The organism is Arthrobacter sp. SPT-J7 (genome assembly GCF_059089965.1).
Genome location: NZ_JBNHFF010000001.1, coordinates 580,299 through 604,971, shown reverse-complemented (window position 1 = coordinate 604,971; position 24,673 = coordinate 580,299). Strand labels below are relative to the sequence as shown.

The following is a 24,673-nucleotide window of genomic DNA, read 5'->3' as shown; positions in this document are numbered from 1 at the left end:
CGTAGCCGGTCAGCCAGGCCGGTTCGGTCCCGCCCTGCAGCAGCGCCCGGTCGGTCATCACCAGCTGCACCTCGAGCCGGGCCGGGTCCGCGGTGCTGCGCCCTGTGACGCGTTCAAACACGGTATCGGCCATCATCTGGCCCCGGCTCCTGGGATCGCCGGCGTTGCGCAGCCGCTCCGCTTCCTGATGCAGCGCGGCCATCACCGCGACCCCCTGGGCCACCGGCAGCAGGGTCCGGACCGAGACCATTACATCGGGTTCGGGCCGGGAGGAAACATGCCGGTCCGCTTTGGCCTTCGCCGCCCGGCCGACCACCGCCCGCGGGTCCAGCCGGTACGCGATCCGTTTGGCCTCGGCCTCCAGCTGCCGGTTCCCCATCCCGTGCAGGCGCTCCGGGGTCCCGGCCAGCTCCCGGTCCACCACGGCCCGATGCTCCGGGCTAAGGCAGTCGGTTTCCCGCACCAGGATCGCCGCCCGCCACTCATTCAGGGTCCCCGTTTGCAGTGCTTCGAGTGTGTGCGGCATCTGGTTGACCAGGACCCTGGCCCGGCCCAGCAGCAGGGCCGCCCGGTGCGGGGACTCCCGCCGCGCCAACCCGATCTGCTTGGCGATCCCTTCACCCCGCCGCGCGGCCGGGACGCCGGCGGCGGCGCGTTCGGCCCGGATCCGCTGCTCCAGCGCGACCATCAGCCTGGCCTGGTCCGCGGCGATCGCGTCCTTGGCGTCCTCCCTCGCGGCGAGCTGGTCCACCAGCTCCTCCACGGGAGCCTCCAGATCAACCGGCGGCAACGAAACCGCCCCACCATGGACGGCGGCCGACCCCACCGGTAAGGGAGCGTCGACTTCAGACCCGACAGCGGCCCCCGGCATGGTGTCGGGCGCGGCCGGCGCGGCGGCGGAAGGTTCAGGTGCTGCCGGATCAAACATCGTCACGCGTCTCAATCTTCAGCATGCCTATCCAGGGCACGGCATCGACTACGAACGGTCACGGAACAAAGCCCGCAGACACCACCGGAAAACCCCGCCCCGATGGCCAACGTTTGGTACAGAACTGCTACTGAAAACAGCCTATAAGCCGGGTCGGACACTTTCGGAGACGAGTTGAGGCACCGCGTGGGAGTCGAGGCGCTGATTAGGGGGTTCACGGTCCTCCCTGCGGGTGGCCCCGCGGATGAGACAGCTTTGAGCCGCATACCTGTTGGGTGCTATAGCTGCACGTGCTCCCTGCCGGATGACACATCCGTGGGCGGGGCACCTATCGGTGGGACACCCGCGAGCAGCCCACCGGCACGCCAGAGGTCAGGAAATCTCGCGCCTCATGAATAACTGCTGCCTGCAGAGCCTCGCGACGAAACGCCCCAGTTTCGGACGCCTTCTAAGTCTCCATGAGACGTTGCTCGGACGGACGGCCCCTACCCGGCGAGGAGACCCACCGGTGTCCGCCGGCAGGCTTCGACGAAAGGCCTGAGCAGGGCGTGGAGTTGGCCGTCGGGCGAGCCAGGTTCTTCGGGATGCCATTGCACGGCGAGCAGCCAGCCTTCATCGGGGCGGGCTAGTTCCACGGCTTCGACCACGCCGTCGGACGCGGTCGCCACTACGCGCAGCCGGTCACCCAACCGACGGATCGCTTGGTGGTGGCCGGACTGGACCGTGATGGTTTCGGTACCAAGGGCGGTGGCCAGCAGGCTGTCGGGTGCAATTTGCACCGGATGGCTGGCCATGGGTGGCTGAGGCTGGTGGATTTTGTGGATGGAATCCGGACCGAGGTCTTCAAACAGCGAGCCGGCGAAGGCAACGTTGATGAGCTGAAGTCCGCGGCAGATTCCTAGCACGGGTCGGCCGTTCGCGATGGCGCCCTTGACTAAGTCGATTTCGGCCTCGTCCGCTCCGGTATCCACACAGTGGACGGTGGGCTCGTCAGTGTCGCCGCCGTAGCGGGCTGGGTCCACGTCGCCGCCGCCGAGAATGACTACGCCTTGGTAATCCAGCGCACTGAAGACGTGGCCTGAGGCCGAATCTACGACGACGGGTTCCGCTCCGGCTGCGCTCAGGCCGTCAGCTGCCCGCTGGGCCAAATCGGCCAGCACCTTCGAAAACCACGCAGGATGGGAGGGTGCGCCGCGCACGAAGCTGACGGCAATCCGCGGGCGGGCGCCGTCGTGGTCCGGCAGCGGGCCCGCTCCAAGGTCATCGTTGGAAGGGCGGGCGCCGCCGCGGTCCGGCAAGGGGCGGGCACCGCCGTCGTCATTCAAGGGGCGTGACACGGCGGTCAGGCCGGGTAGAGCGGGTTGTGGCCGGGCGTGACGCGTTCGGATTCCCGCACCGGGCCCGGCGCTGTGCCGTTTCCGAACGGGCTGCCGCCGAGGGCTTCGCGGCCGTGCTCGGTCAGCCAGCCGGAGAGGTCCGGGCCTTGCGGGACGATCCGGGTGGGGTTGATGTCTTCGTGCACGATGTAATAGTGCTGCTTAATCTGCACGAAGTCGGTGGTGTCGCCGAAGCCGGGGGTCTGGAAGAGGTCGCGGGCGTAGCTCCACAGCGCGGGCATCTCGGTCAGCTTGTTCCGGTTGCATTTGAAGTGGCCGTGGTAGACGGCGTCGAAGCGGGTCAGCGTGGTGAAGAGGCGGACGTCGGCTTCGGTAATCGTGTCGCCCATCAGGTAGCGCTGGTTGGTGAGGCGCTCCTCGAGCCAGTCCATTGCCGCCCAGAGCCGGTCGTAGGCGGCGTTGTAGGCTTCTTGCGAGCCGGCGAAACCGCAGCGGTAGACGCCGTTGTTGACCTCGGTGTAGATCCGCTTGATGACCGGCTGCATCTCTTCGAGCTTGTCTGCCGGGAGCAGGTCCGGGGCGCCGTCGCGGTGGAATTCCTTCCACTCGGTGGAGAAGTCCAGGGTCATCTGCGGGTAGTCATTGGTGACGACGGCGCCGCTCGCCTCGTCCACCATGGCCGGCACGGTGATGCCGCGGGGGTAGTCCGGGAAGCGCTTGAAGTAGTTCTCTTGCAGGCGCTCGGTACCCAGCACGGGGTCCCGGCCGTCCGGGTCCAGGTCGAAGGTCCAGGAGCGGGCGTCGTGGGTGGGGCCGGGCAGGCCCAGCGAGATGGCGTCTTCGAGCCCTAGCAGCCGGCGGACGATAATGGCGCGGTTGGCCCAGGGGCAGGCGCGGGCGGCAACCAGGCGGTAGCGGCCGGCCTCCACCGGCCAGGCTTTGGCGCCGTCGCCGAGGCCTCCGTTCGGGTTGCCGATGGTGCCGCCGGTCGGCCCGTCCGAGGCGCGGACGGCATCGGGATCGGCCACGATCCTGTCCTCGATGTAGTTGGTGTCCCGGTCGAACTCTTCGCCGCTGTGGACGTAGGCGCCTTTGGTGCTGAATTGTGCCGTATCGCTTGTCTGGCTCATGCTTCCACCATATCTGCGGGTGGGCTTCGGTGGGATGGCTTTTTGGTTCAGCTGCTGCGGCCAGGGCCTTGGGTCAGCTCCGCATCCGGTGCAGCAGCAGCGCAACATGGAGCGAGGTCCGCGACTCGGCGTCGTCGAGCGGGACGCCGAGTTTCTCCTGCAGCCGCGCCAGCCTCGCATACAGGGTGGGACGGCTGAGGTAGCCCTTCCGCGCCAACTGGGCCTTGTTCCCCCCGGATTCCAGGTAGTGCAGGAGCAGTTCGAGGGCTTCGGCGTCCTGGGCGATGGGGGCGAGTTCGGCGTCCGCGAAGGCGGCCGCCCGCGAATCGTCGCGCAGCATGGAGAGCAGTCCGCGCAGCCGCACATCGGCGGACCGGTAGAACCGCCGGCCGCCGCTGAGGCCTGCCGCGGAGCCTATTCCTGCCGCGGATTCGGCCACGTGCGCGGCCTCGTCCAGTCCAGCCGCGGCAGCGAGCAGTTCCGGCCGGCCGCGGCCAACGCCCACTGTCCAGTCGACGCTGGTTTGCTCGGCCAGCTGCCCGCAGAGCCGTTCCAGCACCGGGTCTTCCAGCTGCCTGGCGGGCAGGCCGACCAGCAATCCGATGGTTCCGGACTGCAGGCTGGCCGGCAGTCCGGAGACGCGGGCGTCCGCCAATACCCGTTGCAGCAGTTCCAGCAGCGCGCGCTCACGCCGCTGCAGCTCGATCGGTTCCTCATCTGGCTGCTTCGCGAGCCGAAAAACCACCGGCAGGTAGTCAGGCGCCGGCGCCAGCCCCAGTGCCGCCGCCCGAGTCACGGCGTCGCCCTCTTCAAGGGCGCCGGGCCGGCGGAGTTCATGCAGCAGGCCGGCCCGGGCCTGGTGGCCGAGTTCGCGCTGGTCACGTTCGGCCATCCGGTTGATGGTCAGCGCCTGGCCGGCCCGTTCGAGCACCATGGCGGCTCCGGCGTCGGTGTGCAGGTCCGGTCCGGTGCGGCCCGAGGCATGGACCGAGACGTCCGCGGGTACCACCAAACGGCCCCAGCGTTGCCCGCGCAGCCCCACCGGGGTCTGCAGCCAGCCTCCGGTGCCGGCATGTGCTGTTTCCTCCCGGTAGTGCACCAGCCGGGAGCGGTCCGTCCAGTCAGCCAGCAGTTCCGGTGCGGGCACGCCGGCCGTCGCGAACGCCAGCACCAAGTGCTCCACGTCTTCGAGCACCACCGGTTCACCGAGCAGTTCGGCGGCGCGGTGCACGATCTCCTCCGGCGGCGCGTTCTCCAGGCTGAGGTTGGTGAAGACCTCGTGTACCTGCCGCGACCGTTCCAGCTGCGCCAATTGGCTGGCGACCAGCAGGCGGTGCACCACTTCGGTGACCTCAACAAAACGGATCCGCTCGGCCAACAAGATCACCGGCAGCACGGCATCGTGGGCGGCTTGGCGCAGAGCGGCAGCAGTCCGGGGCCTGGCGGAAGTAATTTCGACGACGACGGCGGCGGCACCTGCCGCTGCAAGCTCACCCAGATAGCGGGCTGCCTCGGCTACGGAATCCTCAAACGCCAAGCCGGTGGTGAGGACCAGCTCGCCGCCCTCCAACAGGCCAGCCAGGCTCTTCAGCTCGGCCACATGCACCCAGCGGACCGGGGCAGCCAAGGCGTCGGTTCCGGCGAGGACCTCCGGTGCGCCGGCGCGAACTACGTCCAGCTCCAAGACATCCTGCACGGTCAGCATTGACACAGTGTAACGCCGAAGCGGTCAATTACGACGGGGTGTAAGTGGTGGAAGCGTGGCGCAAGGCGCAGGATGATCCGAGAACCGCGGCACGTGCCCGCAGAATGACACAGGACTACACCGAGGAGCACCACCATGCAGACCATCCAACACTGGATTGACGGCAGCTACGCCAGCCCGGATCCGGACGGCCGACTGGGCGAGGTAACCAACCCGGCCACCGGCAAAGTCTCCTCCCGCGTGGCTCTGGCGAGCTCCGCCGTCGTGAATCAAGCGGTGCAGGCAGCGGCGGCAGCCTTTCCGGCTTGGCGGGACACTTCGCTGACACGGCGCGTGCAGATCCTCTTCGCCTTCCGCGAGTTGCTGAACGCGCGCAAGGGCGAACTGGCGGCGATCATCACGGCCGAGCACGGCAAGGTGCTGGACGACGCGCTCGGCGAGGTGTCCCGCGGGCAGGAAGTGGTGGAGTTCGCCTGCGGCATTCCGCATCTGCTCAAGGGCGGCTACACCGAGAACGCGTCCAGCAAGGTGGATGTGCATTCGCTGCGGCAGCCGGTGGGACCGGCGGCGATCATCTCCCCGTTCAACTTCCCGGCGATGGTGCCCATGTGGTTCTTCCCGGTGGCCATCGCTTCAGGCAATACCGTGGTGCTCAAGCCGAGCGAGAAGGATCCGACGGCGGCCAACTGGCTGGCCGAGCTGTGGAAGGAAGCCGGGCTGCCAGACGGCGTGTTCAACGTGGTGCACGGCGACAAGGAGTCCGTGGACGCGCTGCTGGAGCATCCGGAGATCAAGTCCGTTTCCTTCGTCGGTTCGACGCCGATCGCCCGCTACGTCTACGAGCGCGGCACGGCCTCCGGCAAGCGGGTGCAGGCGCTGGGCGGGGCGAAGAACCACATGCTGGTGCTGCCGGACGCGGACCTGGACCTGGCCGCCGACGCCGCGGTCAACGCCGGCTACGGCGCTGCCGGCGAGCGCTGCATGGCGATCTCCGCAGTGGTTGCGGTGGAATCGGTTGCTGACGAACTGGTGGCCAAGATCGCCGAGCGCACCGCGAAGCTGCGCGTCGGCGACGGCATGCGCGGCACGGACATGGGCCCGCTGGTTACGGCAGCGCACCGGGACAAGGTGGCCGGCTACATCGCGGCGGGCGAGGACGCCGGCGCCGAACTGGTGCTGGACGGGCGCAGCGTGGAACCGGATGCCGAGGGCGATGGCTTCTTCCTGGCACCGACGCTGTTCGACCGGGTGACGCCGGAGATGTCCATCTACACCGACGAGATCTTCGGGCCGGTCCTGTCCGTGGTGCGGGTGCCGGGCTACGACGAGGGGCTGGCGCTGATCAACGACAACCCGTACGGCAACGGCACCGCGATTTTCACCAACGACGGCGGTGCCGCCCGCCGCTTCGAGAACGAGGTGCAAGTGGGTATGGTGGGCATCAACGTCCCGATCCCGGTGCCGATGGCGTACTACTCGTTCGGCGGCTGGAAGAACTCGCTGTTCGGCGACAACCACGCACACGGCTCCGAGGGCGTGCACTTCTTCACTCGCGGCAAGGTGGTGACCACCCGCTGGCTGGACCCGAGCCATGGCGGCATCAACTTGGGCTTCCCGCAGAATGTGTGATTCCGCCAAGCCGACACCCGCCTACAGCAGCTGCCCCGCCGACCCGACCGTCCGCCGTCGTAGTTTGAGGAGAGACAAATGACCACCACCACCGGCACCGCGTTAAGCGCCGAGGAACTGGAAGCCAGCCGCCGCGCCTATGAACTGGACTGCCAGCATGTGTTCCATTCCTGGTCCGCGCAGGAGCTGATCACGCCCATGGTGATTAGCCGGGCGGAAGGTTCCTGGGTCTGGGACGGCGAGGGCAACAAGCTGCTGGACTTCTCCTCGCAGCTGGTCAACACGAACATCGGCCACCAACACCCCAAGGTGGTGGCTGCGATCCAGGAGCAGGCGGGGCTGCTGTGCACCGTGGCGCCGCAGCATGCGAACGCGGCGCGCTCGGAAGCCGCTCGGTTGATTGCCGAGCTGACGCCCGGTGACCTGAACCGGATCTTCTTCACGAACGGCGGCGCGGAGGCCGTGGAGCATGCGGTGCGGATGGCCCGGCTGCACACCGGCCGCTACAAGGTGCTCTCCGCCTACCGCTCCTACCACGGCGGCACCGCGCTGGCCGTGAACATCACCGGCGACCCGCGGCGGCTGGCCAACGACTACGGGAACGCCGGGACGGTCCACTTCCATGCACCGTTCCTGTACCGCAGCCAGTTCCACGCCGAGGACGAAGCGCAGGAATGCCAGCGCGCGCTGGAGCATCTGGAAACCACCATCCAGCTGGAGGGCGCCGACCGCTTTGCTGCGATCGTGCTGGAGTCCATCCCGGGCACCGCGGGCATTATGGTGCCGCCGCCGGGCTACCTGCAGGGTGTCCGCGAGCTGGCCACCAAGTACGGGATCGTGTTCATTGCCGACGAGGTGATGGCAGGGTTCGGCCGCTCGGGAAAGTGGTTCGCGATCGACCACGCCGGGGTGGTCCCGGACCTGCTGACCTTCGCCAAGGGCGTGAACTCCGGCTACGTACCGCTGGGCGGCGTGGCGATCTCCGAGGAGATCTATGCGACCTTCGCCAAGCGGGTCTATCCGGGCGGCCTGACCTACTCCGGACATCCGCTCGCCTGCGCCGCGGCGGTGGCCACGATCAACGCGATGCGCGAGGAGCAGATGGTGGAGCATGCCGCTTCGCTGGGTACCGATGTGTTCGGGCCCGGGCTCGCGGAGCTGGCGGCGAAACACCCATCGGTCGGCGAGGTGCGCGGCGTCGGAGCCTTCTGGGCGGTGGAGCTGGTGCGGAGCCGGGCCACACGCGAACCGCTGGCGCCATACGGCTCCTCGAGCCCGGAAATGAACGAGCTGATCGCGGCCTGCAAGTTTCGCGGACTGCTGCCGTTCGCCAACTTCAACCGGATCCATGTGGTGCCGCCGCTGAACATCAGCGCGCAGGACGCCCGGACCGGCCTGGCCATCTTGGACGAGGTGCTGAAGCTGGCGGACGCGCACGCCGAGGGCTGAGGGATTCGGGGGCCGGACCGGTCGATACTGCCGGTACCGGCCCTCCCGGCTGGCCTTGGTAGGTTATTCAGAGCCACATATACCTACCGCAGGAGAGCCAAGCGCGCATGGGCATTCATTGGGACCGGTTGGACGAGCGGCTGCGGGCGCAGGTGGAGGCGAACACCGCGCGGTACGAGCGGGTGCGCCCGGCGCTGGCAACCGTCACGTCCCAATTGCAGTCGGGTATCCGGGACATCTTCGGCAACGCCGAACTGACGCCGCTGTTTGTCACCGCCCGGACCAAGAGCGTCGAATCGTTCCGTGACAAGGCGTCGCGGATGCTCCAGCCAGCCGAACCGGGTGATGCCCCGGCGCTGGAGTTCCCAGATCCCTTGCGGGAGATCCACGATCTAGTCGGCGTCCGGGTGATCGTGAGCCTGCCCCACCAAATCCGCGAGGCGGCAGCGCTGATCAAGCGGCAGCGCAGCGACTTCGACTGCCGTGCCGACCGCGAGAAGGACATCGGCTCGATCGAGTCCGGCACCTATGGCTACGCCAGCCGCCACCTCATCCTGCGCACGCTGCAGAACAACACGGTCAAGGCCTACCAGCAGGCCTTGGGCGAACCGGCCCGCGCCACCGGCAGCTACCTCTTCGAGGTCCAGATCCGCACAATCCTTTCCCATGCCTGGTCCGAGCTGGAGCACGATATCCGCTTCAAGTCCTCGGATCCGCGCGCTTGGAGCCCTTATTTCGACCGGCAGTTCACCGCCACCGCAGCCATGTTGGAGGCGGTCGAGTCGGCCTTTGCGGAACTGCACGAGCGGTACGAGACCGTCACCGGATATTGGGACGAAGAGGGCGAAGGCGCGGCACCGCTGACACCCCGCCGGGTCCGCGAGGTGTGGCAGACCCTGCTGCCACATGTGGACCGCAAGTCCGACGACGACTGGGGCTGGGCCGCGGAGCTGTTGGCCGCGCACGGCCTGAAGACCACCACCGAGCTGGCCGCCTTGTTGAATCCGGAAACCATCACGGACGTCCGCGCCGCCCTCGAGCACCGCTACTCCCCCGGTCCGGACCGGCTGTTGGACGACCTCCTGCTCTGGCGCTTCGGTCGGCGCCACATCGAGCTCACGGCCGGCGACGACGAACACCGGCGCGAGTCGCTGCAACGCCGGTTCCGGCAGCTGGAGACCTACCGGCAGGGAATTTAGCGGGGACTCGTGGTCCGACCGACGCAGGGCAGCGTCAGGCCACGAACGCGAAGCGGTCCCGTCCCACCAGCAGGCCGGTGGCTGCCTGCAGGACGGCGATGATGCACAGCACGGCCAGGGAAGCGGCCCAGGCTCCGGATGCGGCGAAGAGTCCGCCGAAGATCGGCGGGCCTGCGGCGGCCAGCAGATAACCGATCGACTGGGCCATCCCGGAGAGGGCGCTCGCCTCGCGGTGCGTGCGGGTGCGCAGGCCGAAGAGCGCGAGCGCGGTGACCAGAGAGCTGCCGCAGCCGAAACCTGCCACCAGCACCCAGAACAGCATGATCTGCGGCATCAGCAGGATGCCCAGCACCCCGGCCAGCACCAGCAGCGGCGGGCCGGAGGAAGCCAGCCGCTGTGTCGGCCCACGCAGGACCACCGGGGTCAGCAGGCTGGAGACCACGCCGATCAGCTGGAACATCATCAGGTCCCAGCCGGACGCCAGCGCGCTGCGGCCGTGGAACCGTTCCAGCGTGGGCAGCCAGGTGATGAGGATGTAGAAGATCATGGACTGCAAGCCCATGTACAGCGTCACCTGCCAGGCGATGCCGGACTTCCAGACCGCGCCCCGGACCAGGGCCGGCGCCGCGGCCGCGTCCCGGGCCTGGTCGGAAAGCTGGCGTCCTCGGCGCAGCCGGGGCAGCCAGAGCAGCACGGCTGGCACCGCCAGCACCACGAAGGCGGTCAGGGCGAAACGCCAGCCGGCCGGTTCGCCGCCGATCGGAACGAGCGAGAGCGGCACGGCAAGTCCGGCGCCCAGCGAGGCGCAGCCGCCAAGCACGGCGGAATAGCCTCCGGTCAGCGAGGCCATCCGCTCGGGGAAGTCGCGTTTGAGCAGCGCCGGCAGCATCACGTTGCACACAGCGATGGCGGCGCCGATCAACAAGGTGCCGATCCACAGGTTCGCGAGGGTGCCCGGAATGGGTCGCAGGAACGTACCGGCGACCAGCAGCAGCAGGGCCCCGAAGACGGTGCGTTCGACGCCGAACTTCTCGCTGAGCCCGTGCGCCAGCGGCGAGACCGCGCCGAAGGCCAGCAGCGGCACCGCGGCCAGAACGCCCAGGGCGGCGACACCCAGCCCGGTGTCCGCGCCGATCTGGTCCAGGAGCGGGCCCACGCTGGTCAGCACCGGGCGCAGGTTCGCGGCCACCACCAGGATGCCGGCAATCAGCACCCCGGCCGACAGCGCCCGGCTGGTACCGCGGGTTTCCCGCACGCCCACTCCCTTCCTCAATAGGTAGTCTCAGGCAACTGTATGCGACAGGACACAGAAAGGGGCACCCCTGTCCGCGCCGGAAACCGGAGATTCCGCGCGGCGGGCGCCCCTCCGCCGTCGTACTGGAAGCCAGGGCCACGGGGAGTCACCCAGCGGCCGGGCGGACAACCATTGACAATGACCACCGCCCACTGTGTCATAAGTGAAACTCGTTCATTTCCGGCACGCGCCGGGGACACAGGAGCGGCCATGACGGCAGGCTGGATTTTCCACTCGGGCAGGATCTTCGATGGCCTGCGCCTGCATCAGTCAGCCACCGCCGTCGCCGTCAGGGACGGAGTGGTCACCGCCGTCGGAACCGATGCCGAGGTCCGGGCTGCCGCGGGAGCGCAGGCCACGACCGTCGACTTGCGCGGCCGGTTGCTGGCACCCGGCTTCACCGATGCGCACGTGCACGCGGTGATGGGCGGGCTGGAGCGTCTGGGCTGCGACCTGTCCCATTGCTCCGGCGCCGATGCCGTGCTGGCCCAGATCGCCGGATCCGCCGCGTCCGGCGGCAACGGCTGGATCACTGGCGGCGGCTGGCACAAAGCGGATTTTCCGGGCGGCTACCCCACCCGCCAGGCGCTGGACGCGGTGGTCCCGGACCGGCCGGTCTATCTGGTCAACGCCGACCACCACAGCGCGTGGGTCAATTCCAAGGCGCTGGACCTGGCCGGCATCGATGCCGCGACCCCCGATCCGGAGGACGGGCTGCTGGAGCGCGATGCCGCCGGCTTCCCGAGCGGGACGCTGCATGAGGGCGCGATGGATCTGGTGAACCGGGTCATTCCGCGCGCCACCGTCGAGGAGATGCGCGCGGGCCTGCTGGAGGCCCAGCGCTACCTGCACTCGGTGGGCGTCACCGGCTGGCAGGAAGCGATTCTGGGCGACTATGCCGGCTATCCGGAGGCCAGCGCCGCCTACCGGATGCTGTTGAACCGGGGCCTGCTGACCGGTCGTGCCGCGGGAGCGCTCTGGGTTCCGCGGTCCACCACGCTGGAAACTGTTCAGGATCTGGTGGCCGAGCTCATCCGCCGGCGGGAGCAGAACGCGGCCGCCGGTTTCCGCACCACCAGCGCCAAAATCATGGTGGACGGGGTGCCCGAAAACCGGACCGCGGCCATGTTGGAGCCCTACCTGGCGCCGTGCGCCTGTGAAGGTGCGGCGGCTAACGACGGCGGTGCCCCCGGCGGCGCGGCGGCGGCGGTGAGCGACGCAGCGGACGGCCGTGGACTGACCTACCTTTCCAAGGAGGTGCTGCTGGCAGTGGCGGCCGCCCTGGATGCGGCCGGATTCGACCTGCACCTGCACGTGATCGGCGACCGCGCCGTGCGCGACGGCCTGGACGCCGTCGAGCACGCCCGCCGGGTCAACGGCCGCGGCACCGGGCGGCACCACATGGCACACCTGCAGATCATCCACCCCGCCGACGTGCCCCGTTTTGGTGACTTGGAGGTCAGCGCGAATGTGCAGGCGCTCTGGGCCTGCAACGACGCGCAAATGCGCGAGCTGACCGTGCCGCTGATCGGCGAAGAGCGCGCCGGCTGGCAGTATCCGTTCCGTTCCCTGGCCGCGGCCGGCGCCCGGCTGGCGATGGGCTCGGACTGGCCCGTTTCCACACCGGACCCGTGGCAGGCGATCCATGTGGCGGTCAACCGCAGCCACCCGGACGACGGTTCGGACGGACCGCTGCTGCCGGGCGAGGCGCTGTCCCTGGAGACCACGCTGGCCGCCTACACGTCCGGCTCGGCGTGGCTGAACCGCCATGACGACGGCGGCCGGATCGTTCCCGGAGCGCCGGCGGATCTGGTGGTTTTGAGCGTCGATCCGTTCAGCCTGCCCGCGACAGAGCTGCACACCGTCGGGACGGACATGACTTTCGTGGCCGGCGAACCAGTGTTTGAGAGGCAGGCGGTGCGGGCATGAAAACCTTCTACGACCAGGCGGAAGAAGAGATCCCCGAGTCCCTGATCGACGCGGCACTGGCCGGGGCATCCGCCACGCCCTACTGGCTGGACGATCCTTCCCGTCCCGAGGCGCTGCCGCCGCTGCGGGGCTCGATCTCGGCGGACCTGGCGGTGGTCGGCGGCGGCTACACCGGCTTGTGGACCGCGCTGCTGGCCAAGGAACGCGACCCCGGCCGCTCGGTGGTACTGCTGGAGGGCAACCGGATCGGCTGGGCCGCCTCCGGCCGCAACGGCGGATTCTGCGAGGCCAGCCTGACCCACGGCAACGCGAACGGGCAGAAACACCTGCCGGACGAAACCTACCTGCTGGCCAAACTGGGCCTGCAGAACCTGGACGAGATCGAACAAACCTTGGCCCGGTACGGCATCGACGCCGGTTTCGAGCGGACCGGAACACTCTCGGTGGCCACCGAAGAGCACCACGTCGCCTGGCTCCAGGAGGAAGCCGCCGAGGACCCGGCGCTGGAGTTCTTGGACCGGTCCGCCGTGCAGCGGGAGGTCGCCTCGTCGGCCTACCGGGCGGGCTTGCGCGACCGGAACGGGACGGCGATGGTGCACCCGGCCAAACTGGCCTGGGGACTGCGCGACGCCTGCCTGACCGCCGGCGTCGACATTTATGAACACACTCCGGTGCGTTCCATGGCAGGGCGGGCTGGTTCGATCGCGCTGCGCACGGACTTCGGCTCGGTGGCCGCCCAGCGGGTCGCGCTGGCAACCAACGCCTTCCCGTCGCTGCTGGCGCGCACCCGGCTGCACACCGTCCCGGTGTACGACTACGCTCTGATGACCGAACCGCTGACCGGCGCGCAGCGCGAAGCACTCGGCTGGGCCGAACGGTTCGGCATCTCGGACAACGACAACCGGTTCCACTACTACCGGCTGACCACCGACGCCCAGGGGCAGGACCGGATGCTGTTCGGCGGCTACGACGCCGTCTACCATTACGGCCGCTCGCTCCGGCACAGCCACGAGCAGCGCCCGGAAACCTTCCGCCGGCTGGCCGCACACTTCTACGCCACCTTCCCGCAACTGGCCGAGGTCCGCTTCAGCCACGCCTGGGGCGGCGCCATCGACACCTGCAGCCGCTTCTTTTCCTTCTTCGACACCGCGTACGGCGGCCGGGTGGCCTACTGCGCCGGCTTCACCGGCCTGGGTGTAGGGGCGTCGCGCTTCGGCGCCAACGTGATGCTGGACCTGCTCTCCGGACAGCCGACCGAGCGCACCCGGCTGCAGCTGGTGCGGAAGAAGCCGCTGCCGTTCCCGCCCGAGCCGCTCGCCTGGCTGGGCGTCAAGCTCACCACCGCGGCGATGGTCCGCGCGGACCGCAACCAAGGACGCCGCGGGCCCTGGCTGAAAGCCATGGATGCGGTCGGCATGGGCTTCGACTCCTAGCGAAGCCTCACGTTTCAGCGCGCGGGAACGTCTGCACAGGAGAGAATGGAAGCGGACGAAGGAGCGCCATGACCCGCGTGCACACCCTCATCGATACCCCGCTCGGTGAGCTGACAGCCGTCGCCGAAGACGGTTCCCTGACCGCGCTCTACTTTCCCAGCCACAAGCGGATGCCGGACGCTGCGACGTTCGGCGAGCGCACAGCCGTCGGCTTCGAAGCAGTCACCGCACAGCTGGCGGAGTATTTCGCCGGCCAGCGCAGGGACTTCGACCTGCCGCTGGCGCCGAAGGGCGATCCGTTTAAACGACGCGTGTGGGCGCTGCTGCGGGAGATCCCATACGGCCAGACCCGTTCCTACGGTCAGCTGGCAGCCGCCCTGGGCGATGTGCATTTGGCGCAGGCGGTCGGCCACGCCAACGGCAAGAACCCGATCTCCATCGTGGTGCCGTGCCACCGGGTGGTTGGCGCGGATGGCTCGTTGGTGGGCTACGCCGGCGGGCTGGAACGGAAGCGGTTCCTGCTGGAGCTGGAGGAGCCGGCCGAGCTGAAAGCCGGCAAGCTTTTCTGATGAGACCCTTCGAGCAGTTGGTCACTGACCACGGCCCCACCGTGCTGCGCGTCTGCCGGGCAGTGCTGGGACCCGGGCCCGATGCCGAGGACGCGTGGTCGGAGGCCTTCCTCTCCGCATTCACTGCTTATCCAAAGCTGCCCGCGGACGCGAACCACGAGGCCTGGCTGGTGACCATCGCGCACCGCAAGGCCATCGACGCGCTCCGGCGGCGGGCCCGGACCCCGGTGCCCACCGAGCACCTGCCCGAGGCGCCGTCGTCGCTGGGCCTTCCCGGAAACGACGACGACGAACTGCGCCAGGCGGTCGCGGCGCTGCCCCTCCGGCAGCGCGAAGCCGTGGCGCTGCATTATCTGGCCGGCCTGCCGTATGCCGAGGCCGCCGAACTCACCGGTTCCACCACGGACGCGGTCCGCCGCGCGGCCGCCGACGGCAGGGCCAAGCTGCGGGCGCTCTACCGGCACGGCGAGCGCACCATGGAGGCGGCCGCACCCGATGCAAGCGAAGGAGCATTCCGATGACAGCCGAAGACTTTGCGGTCCTGGACACAGGGGCCGGACCTGAACTGGATGTGCTCGCCCGCGTGGACCCAGCGCAACTGGAGCGGCTGCATCAGCGGCTGGAACGGGAAGCCGCGGCCGCCGGCACACTCGATCTGGCCTACACCACCACGGACACGCCGGTGGGAAAGTTGCTGCTGGTGGCGACGGACGAAGGCCTGGTCCGCGTGGCGTTTGCCAGCGAGAACCACGACGACGTGCTCGCCGGCCTGGCGGGAACCGTCAGCCCGCGCATCCTGCGCTCTCCGGCCCGCTTGGAGGCGGCCGTCCGGCAGTTGGACGAATACTTCGCGGGCCAGCGGCGCTTCTTCGATGTACCGCTGGACCGGCGGCTATCCAAGGGCTTCCGCGCGGAGGTGCTCAACCACCTGCCCGAGATCCCGTATGGCCGGACCGAGAGCTACGCGCAGGTGGCAGCCGCCGTCGGAAATCCCAAGGCCGTGCGCGCGGTGGGCAGCGCCTGCGCCACCAACCCGTTGCCCGTCGTCGTGCCCTGCCACCGCGTGCTCCGTTCGGACGGCGCCTTCGGCGGGTACCTGGGCGGGCCGGAAGCGAAGGCCTACCTGCTGGGGCTGGAGTCCGCAGCATGAGCACACTGTTCGGCGACGCTCCGGCCGGTCCCCGTGAGATCGCGCCGGGCGCAGTGCACGTACCGGGCTGGCTGGACCTGGAGCAGCAGCGCGAACTGGTCGAAGCGTGCCGCGAATTTGGCCGCGGGCCGGTCCCCTACCGCGCCGCCAAACTGCCGGGCGGCCACGAGATGAGCGTAAGGACGCTCTGCCTGGGCTGGCACTGGGCACCCTACAAGTACACCCGCACAGCCGACGACGTGAACGGTCAACGGGTGCTGGACTTTCCCGGCTGGCTGGCCGAATGGGGCCGGCGGGCACTGGCCGAGGCCTACCAGGACCCGGCCGCGGGCCGGGATTACCAGCCGGACACCGCACTGATCAACTTCTACGACGACACCGCCAAGATGGGCATGCACCAGGACAAGGACGAGCAGGCGGACTTTCCGGTGGTATCGCTCAGCATCGGAGACGATTGCCTGTTCCGCTTCGGCAACACCGAAACACGCACCAAGCCGTACACGGACATCCGGCTGCGCTCCGGTGACCTGTTCGTCTTCGGCGGACCGGCCCGCTTCGCCTACCACGGCGTTCCCAAGATCTACCCGGCCACCGCCGACCCGGCCTGCGGGCTGACCGGCGGCCGGCTGAACCTGACCATGCGGGTGACCGGCCTCGGCTGAGCCGCCACCACCCTGCCTTCAGGACAACCGCCCGCCGCTTCAGGGAGAATCAGCATCATGGAGAAAACCGCTTCCGGCGTCGTGCTCGGCGAGGACGGCCTGGCCCGGCCGGCCTGGGCCGCCACGGATCCACTGCTGCGCGAGTACTACGACACCGAATGGGGCATGCCGGTCCGCGGCGAACAGGGCGTCTATGAGCGCATCACGCTGGAGGGATTCCAGGCCGGGCTGTCCTGGGCCACCATCCTGCGCAAGCGCCCGGCCTTCCGGAATGCGTTCCATGACTTTCACGTAGACACCGTCGCCGCCTACACCGAGGACGACGTCGAACGCTTGATGCAGGACGCCGGCATTGTCCGCAACCGCGCGAAGATCCGTGCCGCGATCACCAACGCCAACGCCACCATCGCGTTGCGGGCGGAAGGCGGTTTGAGCGACTTCGTCTGGTCCTTCCAGCCGGAGAGCACCCCGTCGCCGCGCCACATCGGGGAGGTGCCCACCACGTCGCCGGAATCCGTCGCGCTGTCCAAGGCGCTGCGCAAGCGAGGCTTCGCGTTCGTCGGGCCCACCACCATGTTCGCCCTGATGGAGGCCATCGGCATGATCGACACCCATTTGGTGGACAGCCACCGCCGCGGATCCTCCGGCGTCTGGAACTGAGGCTTGCGCTTTTCACAAACACTTCACGCATCCGGCTGCGCGCTGAGATGCATGCCACAATAAGGTCCACCCGCTGGCTTCGCGGGTCCGGACCTGCACGCCCGGCCGCATACCAGACACTGCCAGAGTTATCCGGTAAGGAGACCACGTTGACGATTCTTGTTGCCTACGCCCCGCGTCCCGAAGGCCGAGCGGCCTTGAGCAAGGGCATCCAGATGGCCACCCAGAACAACGAGAAGCTGGTGGTGGTCAACGCCAGCCCGGGCGGGACGCAGAAGGACGAGTCGTTTTCGGACGCGCACGACGCGTCATGGGTCCAGCAGGAACTGCACAACTCCGGTCTGGACACCGAATTCAAGCAGTTCGTCCGCGGCAAGGACGCCGTGGAGGAGATTGTGGATCTGGTCGAAGAACTCTCGGTCTCGCTGCTGATCATCGGCCTGCGCAAGCGCTCCCCGGTGGGCAAGCTGCTGATGGGCAGCACCGCCCAGGAAATCCTGCTGACCGTCGATTGCCCGGTCCTGGCGGTCAAGGCCCGCTGATCCATGCAGGTCTCCCTGCCGCTGGCGCCGCCGTTCGACGCTCCCGCCGCGCTGGCAGCCTTGGCCGCCCATGCGGTTCCCGGCCTCGAGCGGGTCGATGCAGCGGCGGGGACCTGCACCCGCCTTTTCACCACCGGCAGCGGCCCGCTGCGCGTCACCGCCACCCTGTCACCGGCCTCCGTCACCCTGGATATCGGCAGCGCTCCCCCGACCGTAGTGGAGGAAATAACGACGGCGGTGCGCGGCTGGCTCGATCTGGACCTGGAACCGGAGCGGGTGGCGGCGATGTTGGGCGGCGACGCCGTGGTCGGTCCGCTGGTTGCCGCCCGCCCCGGACTGCGGGTCCTCGGGTACCCGGACGGTTTCGAAGGTGCCGTCTCGACGGTAGTGGGCCAGCAGGTTTCGCTGGCCGCAGCCCGCACCTTCACTGGCCGTCTGGTCTCCGCCTTCGGCTCCCCGGTCGCAGACCTGGCCTTGTTCCCCACCGCGGACAAACTGGCAGCAGCCGGACCGGACGCCATCCGCGAGGCCGTCGGCCTGACCAACGCCCGCGCGCGCACCGTCCAAGCCCTGGCCGAAGCCTGTGCTGACGGGCTGCGCATCGCCCCGGACTCGGACCACGCCGAGACCCGCCGCGGCCTGCTGGCATTGCCCGGCATCGGCCCGTGGACGGCCGAATATCTGGCCATGCGGGCACTGCACGACCGCGACGCCTATCCGGAGGGCGACCTGGTGCTGCAACGGGCCCTGAAGGTAAAGACCGCCAGGCAAGCCCGCGATATCGGACAAGCGTGGGCTCCGCTCCGGGCCTACGCGGTCTTCCACCTCTGGACCGCATCGGCCTACCTGCCGTAGAGCCTCACCGGCGGCCGGCTGATCCTGCCCGTTCGATCCGTTCCAGCAATTCCGCCGGAAGCTGGATGTGGGGAACCCGCAGGTTGGAACGGAGATGTCCCGGCTTCACCGTGCCGATCACCGCACTGGAGACCCCCGGATGGTTCAGAGCGAAAGCCAACGCGATCTCGCTCGCGGCGAGTCCTTCGACATCGTTGATGAACCGGTATTTCCGTCCCTCAATGAACTTGTGCCGGTGATTCTTGAGCGCCCGCAGCAGATACCAGACGTCGCTGGGTGCGCGGATCTTGAAGATGTCCCGGGAGTACAGGGTCTGCGCGAGCGGCGACTTGAGCTTCACGCCCACCCCGGCTTCCCGCGCCTCGGAGATCACCGCCTGCAGCGAGCGGTCCACAATGTTGTACTCCACCATCAGTGCGTCGAAGACGCCCAGCTTCAGCGCTTTCTTGGCTCCGCCACGGCCAGTGGAGACGCCGAGCGCGCCGACCGTCCCGCGCTCCTTCAGCTTCAGCGCGGTCTCGATGGCGGGCTCGGCCGGGGTGGGAAATCCGTGGAAATGCAGCAGCGGCAGGTGGTCGATCTGCAGCCGCCGCAGACTGGCATGCACGCTGTTTTCGATAGCCCGCGGCGAATAGTCCTTCACATTGCGGTTGTTGATCCAGTGGGATCCGGCTTTCGTGGAGATGACCAGATTCTCCGTCCGGCCCTTCAGGATGCGGCCCAGCCGTGCTTCGGCGTTGCCGCGGCTGTAGTTCGGGCCGGTATCGAAGACGGTGATGCCGCCTTCGAGGGCCTGGTCCACCAGCTGCGCCGCTTGCCGTTCAGGGAAGGTCTTCATTCCCCAGTATCCGCCGGCACCAAAGCTGAGTTCGGAAACCTGCAAGCCGGACCGTCCTAGCGAACGTCGTTTCACCATGCCCCTTCCTGCGGTCACCGGGACCGCCGCAAACCATCCAGCTTAGGCCGGGCAGCGGAAGGCGAGGCCGCGCCACGCAGGAGCCACGCAGGAAGTGCGCAACAGGTCTCATCTGCGGCAGTCGGAACAGGGCTAGCGCACGACGCCGGTGCGGTTGCCGTAGGCGCGCAGAGCGAACGCCAGCGCGGCGCACAGCAGGTAGGCGGCGCCGACCAGCAGCCAGCCGGTGTGGAAGCTGCCGGTGGCCTCCAGCAGCAGGCCCATCAGAAGCGGCCCGGCTGCGAAACCGGCATACATGCCCATCGACACGATGCCGGAAGCCGCTCCAACCCGCTGGGCCGGCACCACGCGCATCACGCCCGCCATCACCACCACATTGGCGCCCAGCACGGTGGCACCGTGCAGGACGACGCCCAGCCAGAGGAGTGCCGGCATATCGAACGTCCCGGACGCCAGGAATGCGGCAGCACCGGCCAGCGCGCCGAACCCGAGCAGGATGAGCAACGAAGAAGCGCGCACACCCTTGGCCATCCGCCGCCCCCACAGCACGCGGGAGGTCACGCCAACCACGCCTGACACGCCAGCTGCCACACCACCCATGACCAGGCTGAAACCCAGTTCCCGGACGGTGAACAGCGGCAGGTAGACATTGGTGGCCTGCATGCCCAGACCGGCGAGCAAAGAGTAGCCGGCGAACAGCCAGACCGAGAGCGGGAACCTGGTCTGGGCACCAGCACCCTGGGACGTGGCTGCAGATGCAGGGGGGTCACCGCCAGGCGGCGTGACGCGCGACGGCGAGGTGGCGGCGGAAGGCGCGGGCACCGCCGTCGTTATGGGGTTTTCCGGGAGTTTGCGCAGGCCGTAGAGCAGCAGCCCGACGGCGACGACGGCGGCCAGCGCAGTGGCGCCTTGCCAGCCGGCCCACAGGGCGACCAAGGGGAAGAACAGGCCGGAGAAAAGCTGGCTGCCTTGCACGCCGGACTGTTTCACGCCGATCCAGCCGGGCCGCTTGGGCGCAGGAACCTGCGAGATGATGATGCGGTTGGTGGTCGGGTTGGAGATGGCCTGGGCGGGGCCGGCCAGCAGCGCGGCGATCACCAGAACCACGTAGCTGTGCGCGAGCGCTGCGATGACCAGGGCCACGGCCGTGCCGGCAAAGATCAGCACCAGCTGGGCCCGGTTGGAGATCCTGTCGCTGAGCTTCCCCAGCCATACGCTGCACACCGCGGCGCTGGCGAAGATGGCAGTGGCCAGCAGGCCGAACTGGCCTTCGCTGATGTCCAGGTCCTCGATGACGAGCGGGCTGACCGTGCTCAGCCCGTAGTTGAGCAGCGGGCCCACGCCCATGGCGCAGGTGAGGACAAAAAGCAGCGCGCCGCTGGGCTGTTTGGACATGCTGCACTCCTCGCTGCCCGGGTCGGGCTCCGTCCAGCAGGCTACTCCCAGTGCCCGCCTTCCCGGCGGCAGGTGTCGCAGCAGTCCGGATCCCCCCGTAACAATGGAGAGTTAGCTCACTTTTGGCGCAGCATCAGGCTCCCCGGCGCGCAGCAGGGTTAGCGCGCCGCTGACCTGTGCGGTGGCGGCAGCAGCAGCTATTTCTTGCCCTTCTGCGTATCCGCGTGGGCGTCCACGAAGGCCCGCCGCGGATGCCTGGTGGCCCCCATCGAGGTGATGTCCCGGTCGCCGAGGATCAGCGAACTCCAACCGGCCAGCAGACGCCATTTGTGGATCCAGGTGGGCAGCGCCAGGCCGTGGTATCCCATCGCCGCGTACCAGGCCGGCTTGCCCTTCACCTCATAGCCCAGGATCTTGGCCGCGCCCCGGCCGACGCCGTAGGTCGCCACCGTGCCCAAGGTCTTGTGCCGGTACTCCGCCGGGGCTTGGCCCTGGACCGCGTTGACCACATTCTGCGCCAGCACCTTGGCCTGGCGCACTGCGTGCTGGGCGTTCGGCGGGCAGTAGGCGGGTTGTTCTTTGGCTGCCAGATCGGGAATTTGGGCGCAGTCGCCGGCGGCCCAGGCGCCGTGGACCACCTGGCCGGAATCGTCGATGACCTGCAGCCGGGCGTTCGCATTCACGTGTCCCTTCGGGCCGCGCGGGACGTTGGTGTCATCCAGCACCGGATTGGGCTTCATGCCCGCCGTCCAGATAATCAGTCCGGCTGGAATGCGCTCACCGGTGCTGAGCTCGGCGACCGAGTCCACGCAGGACGGCATGGTGGTCTTCAGCCGCACGTCGATGCCGCGCTCGCGCAGGTGGCCCAGCGTCCACTGGGACAGATTCGGCCCCACTTCGGGAGCCACCCGGTCCAGCGCCTCGATGAGCACCCAGCGCAGCTGGGAGCGGTCCAGTTCGGGGTGTGCGTCGACCGCGAGTTTGGACAGATCGCTCAATTCGGTCAGCGCCTCGACGCCCGTGTAGCCACCGCCGACCACCACGAAGGTGAGCGCCTTGGCCCGCGCTTCCGGGTCGCTGGTGCCGGCGGCGAAGGCCACGTTGTCCAGCACCTTGTCCCGGCAGTAGATGGCCTCTTCCACTGTCTTGAAGCCGATGCCGTGTTCCTCCAGGCCCGGGGTGGGGAACGTCCGGGTCACCGCGCCGACAGCAAACACCACGTGGTCGTAGTCCAGCGAGAGGTCGCCGCCGCCGATTTCGCGCAGCTTGGCCGTTTTGGCCTGGACGTCCAGGGAGACGAGCTTGCCGCGGACAATGTCAACGTCCTTGAGCGCACTGCGCAGGTTCACGGTGACGATCCGCGGTTCGATTTCACCGCCGCCTACTTCGGGCAGCAGCGGCTGGTAGGTCATGTAGGAGTTCGGCTCTACGACGGTAATTCGTGCCGCTTCCGGCCCCAGCCGCTTGCGGATTCCCCACGCCGTGTACAGGCCGACGTAGCCGCCACCCAAAATGAGTATGTGAGGCGTCGCTGAAGTGGACATAGTCCAGGCTCCCTCCCTGTTGTCGACAGTGATTCAGTCGTCCTGGTGCTCCTTCGCCGGCGGCCTTCCGGACCGGCCTGCGGCCACCCTAGCACCGGCCCCGGCGCAGCTGAACCCTCGGTCCGGAGGCCACCGCCGGCAGGGCGCATTCCCGCGGGAGAATCCACCGGCGAGCCTTTCCACGCCCCGCCGCCGGCAACGACTTACAATGTGCTCAGGTGCCTCCGTCAGTGGGGCTGTTGCGGGGGGCAGGAAGCGGTGGAGGCGGCAAAGCACACGGTGCGTGGACGGTCGCTCCGTACCTACCGCAGGGCACGCACCACCCTGATCTGCGTTGCGGTTTTTTGGCTCTGGCTGTTGCTGGGTGCCGCCGCGTTCGTCGCGGGCATGTTCGACTCCCCCACCAAACTCTTCCTGGCGATGTACGCCGGCGCCGTGGCCGTGCTGGTCTCCATCCCGGTTGGTCTGCTCGCGGCGATCTTCATGCTGCTCAATCGGCCGGCAGCGGCAGACCGACGCCCGGCTGCGGAACGGCTTTCAACGGCGGCCCGCTCCGTCGGCCCGGCCATCGCCGCCCTGCCGTGGGCTGCCGCTGCCGGCCGAGCCAACGCGCTGGGCAACAAACTGGCCGACCAACTGCGTTCGCAGACCGTTCGGCTGCGGGACGCCGTAGAGCCCTTGGTCAAACGTTTGCCCAAACCGGCGGCAAACCGTCCTGCCGCCAGTCAGGTTTCACATGCCGCCCCGGCGCCAGGACAGGGCGCCCAGGAGCATGCCACTCCCGGCGCCGAGCGCAAGCCGCCCGTTCCTCGCCGGCCGCCGATGCCGCCGCGGCGTCCGTCCGGCCCGCCGGTTGTCGGCGAGCCCGGCCGCGACGGCCGCGATGTGGAAGAACTGGCTTCCTAGCACTCCACCACGTTGACGGCGAGGCCGCCGGTGGCGGTTTCCTTGTACTTGTCGCTCATATCGCGTCCGGTCTCGCGCATGGTCACGATCACCTGGTCCAGCGACACCCGGTGCGTGCCGTCGCCCATCAGCGCCATCTTGGCCGCGTTCACGGCTTTGGCGGCCCCGATCGCGTTCCGCTCGATGCACGGGATCTGCACCAATCCGCCAATCGGATCACAGGTCAGCCCCAGGTTGTGCTCCATCGCGATCTCGGCCGCGTTCTCCACCTGCATCGGGGTTCCGCCGAGCACTTCGGCCAGGCCTGCGGCCGCCATCGACGAGGCGGAACCGACTTCGCCCTGGCAACCGACCTCGGCACCGGAGATGGACGCCTGCTCTTTGTAGAGGACCCCGACGGCGCCGGCGGTCAGCAGGAACTTCACCACCACCTGCTCCTTGTCCTGGCGCGTGGCGTGCTCCATGCCGGGAGCGTAGTGGGTGGCGTAGAACAGCACGGCGGGGATGATCCCGGCGGCGCCGTTGGTGGGCGCGGTGACCACCCGGCCGCCGGAGGCGTTTTCCTCGTTCACCGCCAGTGCCACCAAGTTCACCCATTCCTGCCAGAACTTGTGGTCCCGGTTGGGGTCGTCCTTGAGCAGCCGCTGATGCCACCCGGGAGCACGACGGCGGACGTTGAGCCCGCCGGGCAGGTCGCCTTCCCGGCGGATCGCCGAATCCTTGCACTCCTCCATCACGTCGAAGATGTGCACCAGCCCGGCTTCGATCTCCTCGCGCGGACGTGACGCCTCCTCGTTGAGCATCATGATGTCGCTGATGTCCAGGCCGGTGCTGCGGCAGTGGTCCAGCAGTTCGGCCGCGGTGCGGAACGGATAGGGCAGCTGCTGTTTGGAGGACTCCAGTTCTTCCTGGGCTGCTTCCTCTTCGCCGTCGCGGACAATGAATCCGCCGCCCACGGAGAAGAAGGTGGCTTCGTGCAGCACTTGGGCATCGCCGTCGTCCTGGGCTGCCAGCACTTGGAAGCGCATGCCGTTGGTGTGCCGCGGCAGCACGGTGAGCGGGTGCAGCACCATGTCCTGCACGCCGTAATCAAGCGGACGCGCGGTCTTGCCGGGCAGTTCCGCGCCCAGCTGCAGTTTGCCGGTCGCGGCAATGTCCGCCAACCGCTCCTCCACCTGCTGGGGCAGGATCGCCTCCGGTTCGAAGCCCTCCAGTCCCAGCAGCACGGCGGTGAAGGTGCCGTGGCCGCGGCCCGTGGCGGCCAGCGAACCGTACAGGTCCACGCGGAGCCCGCCCACCTTCTCCAGCAGGTCGGCCTCGGCCACCTCGCGCACGAACACCGCGGCCGCCCGCATCGGTCCCACCGTGTGGGAACTGGAGGGGCCAATGCCCACGGAGAAAAGATCGAAAACGCCTACAGCCATGTCATCCCTGTCCTTTC

22 protein-coding genes are annotated in these 24,673 nt (G+C 68.5%); 13 read left to right on the top strand and 9 right to left on the bottom strand.

The annotated features are described in order from the left end of the window. From AC5RWX_RS02820 to AC5RWX_RS02805, 4 genes are all read right to left on the bottom strand, one after another. The coding region (locus tag AC5RWX_RS02820) for a DUF222 domain-containing protein (RefSeq protein ID WP_494096959.1) at window positions 1-928 on the bottom strand (928 nt) is incomplete at its 3' end. Between the two features lie 485 nt (window positions 929-1,413). Then, window positions 1,414-2,265 (bottom strand): gamma-glutamyl-gamma-aminobutyrate hydrolase family protein, encoded by an 852-nt coding sequence (locus tag AC5RWX_RS02815; protein WP_493940816.1) that lies wholly within the window; start codon window positions 2,263-2,265, stop codon window positions 1,414-1,416. A 5-nt stretch (window positions 2,266-2,270) separates the two neighbouring features. Beyond that, entirely contained in the window at window positions 2,271-3,395 is a 1,125-nt protein-coding gene (locus AC5RWX_RS02810; RefSeq protein WP_493940817.1) for a glutathione S-transferase family protein, read from the bottom strand. 73 nt (window positions 3,396-3,468) lie between these two features. Then, window positions 3,469-5,100 carry a PucR family transcriptional regulator gene (locus AC5RWX_RS02805; RefSeq protein WP_493940818.1) on the bottom strand — a complete coding sequence of 544 codons (1,632 nt, stop codon included), beginning with the start codon at window positions 5,098-5,100 and terminating at the stop codon, window positions 3,469-3,471. A 135-nt stretch (window positions 5,101-5,235) separates the two neighbouring features. On the opposite strand from AC5RWX_RS02805, the gene AC5RWX_RS02800 reads away from it, so the two are divergent. The 3 genes from AC5RWX_RS02800 (at window position 5,236) to AC5RWX_RS02790 (ending at window position 9,377) form a co-directional block, all read left to right on the top strand. Then, window positions 5,236-6,729, top strand: a complete 1,494-nt coding sequence (locus tag AC5RWX_RS02800; RefSeq protein ID WP_493940819.1) for a CoA-acylating methylmalonate-semialdehyde dehydrogenase — start codon at window positions 5,236-5,238, stop codon at window positions 6,727-6,729. Between the two features lie 78 nt (window positions 6,730-6,807). Next, window positions 6,808-8,178: an aspartate aminotransferase family protein gene (locus AC5RWX_RS02795; RefSeq protein ID WP_493940820.1), complete on the top strand. Its 1,371-nt coding sequence runs from the start codon at window positions 6,808-6,810 to the stop codon at window positions 8,176-8,178. Window positions 8,179-8,285: 107 nt separating this feature from the next. After that, window positions 8,286-9,377 carry a GTP pyrophosphokinase gene (locus AC5RWX_RS02790; protein ID WP_493940821.1) on the top strand — a complete coding sequence of 364 codons (1,092 nt, stop codon included), beginning with the start codon at window positions 8,286-8,288 and terminating at the stop codon, window positions 9,375-9,377. A gap of 34 nt (window positions 9,378-9,411) precedes the next feature. Here AC5RWX_RS02790 and AC5RWX_RS02785 read toward each other — a convergent pair whose 3' ends face one another. After that, complete coding sequence (locus AC5RWX_RS02785) at window positions 9,412-10,632, bottom strand: MFS transporter (protein WP_493940822.1); 1,221 nt, start codon at window positions 10,630-10,632, stop codon at window positions 9,412-9,414. Window positions 10,633-10,881: 249 nt separating this feature from the next. Here AC5RWX_RS02785 and AC5RWX_RS02780 point away from each other — a divergent pair, with 249 nt between their 5' ends. From AC5RWX_RS02780 to AC5RWX_RS02740, 9 genes are all read left to right on the top strand, one after another. Further along, complete coding sequence (locus AC5RWX_RS02780) at window positions 10,882-12,600, top strand: amidohydrolase (RefSeq protein WP_493940823.1); 1,719 nt, start codon at window positions 10,882-10,884, stop codon at window positions 12,598-12,600. Continuing rightward, a complete protein-coding gene (locus tag AC5RWX_RS02775; RefSeq protein ID WP_493944961.1) occupies window positions 12,597-14,033 on the top strand; it encodes an NAD(P)/FAD-dependent oxidoreductase in 1,437 nt (478 codons plus the stop codon). The genes AC5RWX_RS02780 and AC5RWX_RS02775 overlap by 4 nt, the downstream gene beginning before the upstream one ends. Window positions 14,034-14,101: 68 nt before the next feature. Beyond that, window positions 14,102-14,602 (top strand): methylated-DNA--[protein]-cysteine S-methyltransferase, encoded by a 501-nt coding sequence (locus AC5RWX_RS02770; RefSeq protein ID WP_493940825.1) that lies wholly within the window; start codon window positions 14,102-14,104, stop codon window positions 14,600-14,602. Then, window positions 14,602-15,123, top strand: coding sequence for an RNA polymerase sigma factor (locus AC5RWX_RS02765; RefSeq protein ID WP_493944962.1), 522 nt, complete (start codon window positions 14,602-14,604; stop codon window positions 15,121-15,123). The genes AC5RWX_RS02770 and AC5RWX_RS02765 overlap by 1 nt, the downstream gene beginning before the upstream one ends. Next, window positions 15,120-15,752 (top strand): methylated-DNA--[protein]-cysteine S-methyltransferase, encoded by a 633-nt coding sequence (locus tag AC5RWX_RS02760; RefSeq protein ID WP_493944963.1) that lies wholly within the window; start codon window positions 15,120-15,122, stop codon window positions 15,750-15,752. Before AC5RWX_RS02765 ends, AC5RWX_RS02760 begins: the two co-directional genes overlap by 4 nt. After that, complete coding sequence (locus tag AC5RWX_RS02755) at window positions 15,749-16,414, top strand: alpha-ketoglutarate-dependent dioxygenase AlkB family protein (protein ID WP_493944964.1); 666 nt, start codon at window positions 15,749-15,751, stop codon at window positions 16,412-16,414. Before AC5RWX_RS02760 ends, AC5RWX_RS02755 begins: the two co-directional genes overlap by 4 nt. Window positions 16,415-16,471: 57 nt before the next feature. Next, window positions 16,472-17,074, top strand: a complete 603-nt coding sequence (locus AC5RWX_RS02750; protein ID WP_493940829.1) for a DNA-3-methyladenine glycosylase I — start codon at window positions 16,472-16,474, stop codon at window positions 17,072-17,074. A gap of 149 nt (window positions 17,075-17,223) precedes the next feature. Further along, on the top strand, window positions 17,224-17,616 hold the full coding sequence (locus AC5RWX_RS02745) for a universal stress protein (RefSeq protein WP_493940830.1): 393 nt from the start codon (window positions 17,224-17,226) through the stop codon (window positions 17,614-17,616). A 3-nt stretch (window positions 17,617-17,619) separates the two neighbouring features. After that, window positions 17,620-18,471, top strand: coding sequence for a DNA-3-methyladenine glycosylase family protein (locus AC5RWX_RS02740; protein ID WP_493956627.1), 852 nt, complete (start codon window positions 17,620-17,622; stop codon window positions 18,469-18,471). 4 nt (window positions 18,472-18,475) lie between these two features. Here the strand turns inward: AC5RWX_RS02740 and AC5RWX_RS02735 are convergent, their stop codons facing one another. From AC5RWX_RS02735 to AC5RWX_RS02725, 3 genes are all read right to left on the bottom strand, one after another. Further along, complete coding sequence (locus AC5RWX_RS02735; protein ID WP_493944967.1) at window positions 18,476-19,387, bottom strand: aldo/keto reductase; 912 nt, start codon at window positions 19,385-19,387, stop codon at window positions 18,476-18,478. Between the two features lie 132 nt (window positions 19,388-19,519). After that, window positions 19,520-20,782 carry an MFS transporter gene (locus AC5RWX_RS02730; RefSeq protein ID WP_493944968.1) on the bottom strand — a complete coding sequence of 421 codons (1,263 nt, stop codon included), beginning with the start codon at window positions 20,780-20,782 and terminating at the stop codon, window positions 19,520-19,522. 197 nt (window positions 20,783-20,979) lie between these two features. Then, window positions 20,980-22,326 carry an NAD(P)/FAD-dependent oxidoreductase gene (locus AC5RWX_RS02725; RefSeq protein ID WP_493944969.1) on the bottom strand — a complete coding sequence of 449 codons (1,347 nt, stop codon included), beginning with the start codon at window positions 22,324-22,326 and terminating at the stop codon, window positions 20,980-20,982. Between the two features lie 258 nt (window positions 22,327-22,584). On the opposite strand from AC5RWX_RS02725, the gene AC5RWX_RS02720 reads away from it, so the two are divergent. Then, entirely contained in the window at window positions 22,585-23,232 is a 648-nt protein-coding gene (locus tag AC5RWX_RS02720) for a hypothetical protein (RefSeq protein ID WP_493944970.1), read from the top strand. Here AC5RWX_RS02720 and AC5RWX_RS02715 read toward each other — a convergent pair. Next, entirely contained in the window at window positions 23,229-24,656 is a 1,428-nt protein-coding gene (locus AC5RWX_RS02715) for an L-serine ammonia-lyase (protein WP_493944971.1), read from the bottom strand. The two genes, AC5RWX_RS02720 and AC5RWX_RS02715, sit on opposite strands and share 4 nt — an antisense overlap. Window positions 24,657-24,673 lie beyond the last annotated feature (17 nt).

Bases quoted from the DNA above. Each gene is read 5' to 3' on its own strand.
- AC5RWX_RS02765 (WP_493944962.1), top strand. From the start codon at position 14,602: ATGAGACCCTTCGAGCAGTTGGTCACTGACCACGGCCCCACCGTGCTG.
- AC5RWX_RS02715 (WP_493944971.1), bottom strand. From the start codon at position 24,656: ATGGCTGTAGGCGTTTTCGATCTTTTCTCCGTGGGCATTGGCCCCTCC.
- AC5RWX_RS02735 (WP_493944967.1), bottom strand. From the start codon at position 19,387: ATGGTGAAACGACGTTCGCTAGGACGGTCCGGCTTGCAGGTTTCCGAA.
- AC5RWX_RS02780 (WP_493940823.1), top strand. From the start codon at position 10,882: ATGACGGCAGGCTGGATTTTCCACTCGGGCAGGATCTTCGATGGCCTG.
- AC5RWX_RS02810 (WP_493940817.1), bottom strand. From the start codon at position 3,395: ATGAGCCAGACAAGCGATACGGCACAATTCAGCACCAAAGGCGCCTAC.
- AC5RWX_RS02770 (WP_493940825.1), top strand. From the start codon at position 14,102: ATGACCCGCGTGCACACCCTCATCGATACCCCGCTCGGTGAGCTGACA.
- AC5RWX_RS02725 (WP_493944969.1), bottom strand. From the start codon at position 22,326: ATGTCCACTTCAGCGACGCCTCACATACTCATTTTGGGTGGCGGCTAC.
- AC5RWX_RS02805 (WP_493940818.1), bottom strand. From the start codon at position 5,100: ATGCTGACCGTGCAGGATGTCTTGGAGCTGGACGTAGTTCGCGCCGGC.
- AC5RWX_RS02795 (WP_493940820.1), top strand. From the start codon at position 6,808: ATGACCACCACCACCGGCACCGCGTTAAGCGCCGAGGAACTGGAAGCC.
- AC5RWX_RS02760 (WP_493944963.1), top strand. From the start codon at position 15,120: ATGACAGCCGAAGACTTTGCGGTCCTGGACACAGGGGCCGGACCTGAA.
- AC5RWX_RS02740 (WP_493956627.1), top strand. From the start codon at position 17,620: ATGCAGGTCTCCCTGCCGCTGGCGCCGCCGTTCGACGCTCCCGCCGCG.
- AC5RWX_RS02755 (WP_493944964.1), top strand. From the start codon at position 15,749: ATGAGCACACTGTTCGGCGACGCTCCGGCCGGTCCCCGTGAGATCGCG.
- AC5RWX_RS02790 (WP_493940821.1), top strand. From the start codon at position 8,286: ATGGGCATTCATTGGGACCGGTTGGACGAGCGGCTGCGGGCGCAGGTG.
- AC5RWX_RS02730 (WP_493944968.1), bottom strand. From the start codon at position 20,782: ATGTCCAAACAGCCCAGCGGCGCGCTGCTTTTTGTCCTCACCTGCGCC.
- AC5RWX_RS02775 (WP_493944961.1), top strand. From the start codon at position 12,597: ATGAAAACCTTCTACGACCAGGCGGAAGAAGAGATCCCCGAGTCCCTG.
- AC5RWX_RS02800 (WP_493940819.1), top strand. From the start codon at position 5,236: ATGCAGACCATCCAACACTGGATTGACGGCAGCTACGCCAGCCCGGAT.
- AC5RWX_RS02750 (WP_493940829.1), top strand. From the start codon at position 16,472: ATGGAGAAAACCGCTTCCGGCGTCGTGCTCGGCGAGGACGGCCTGGCC.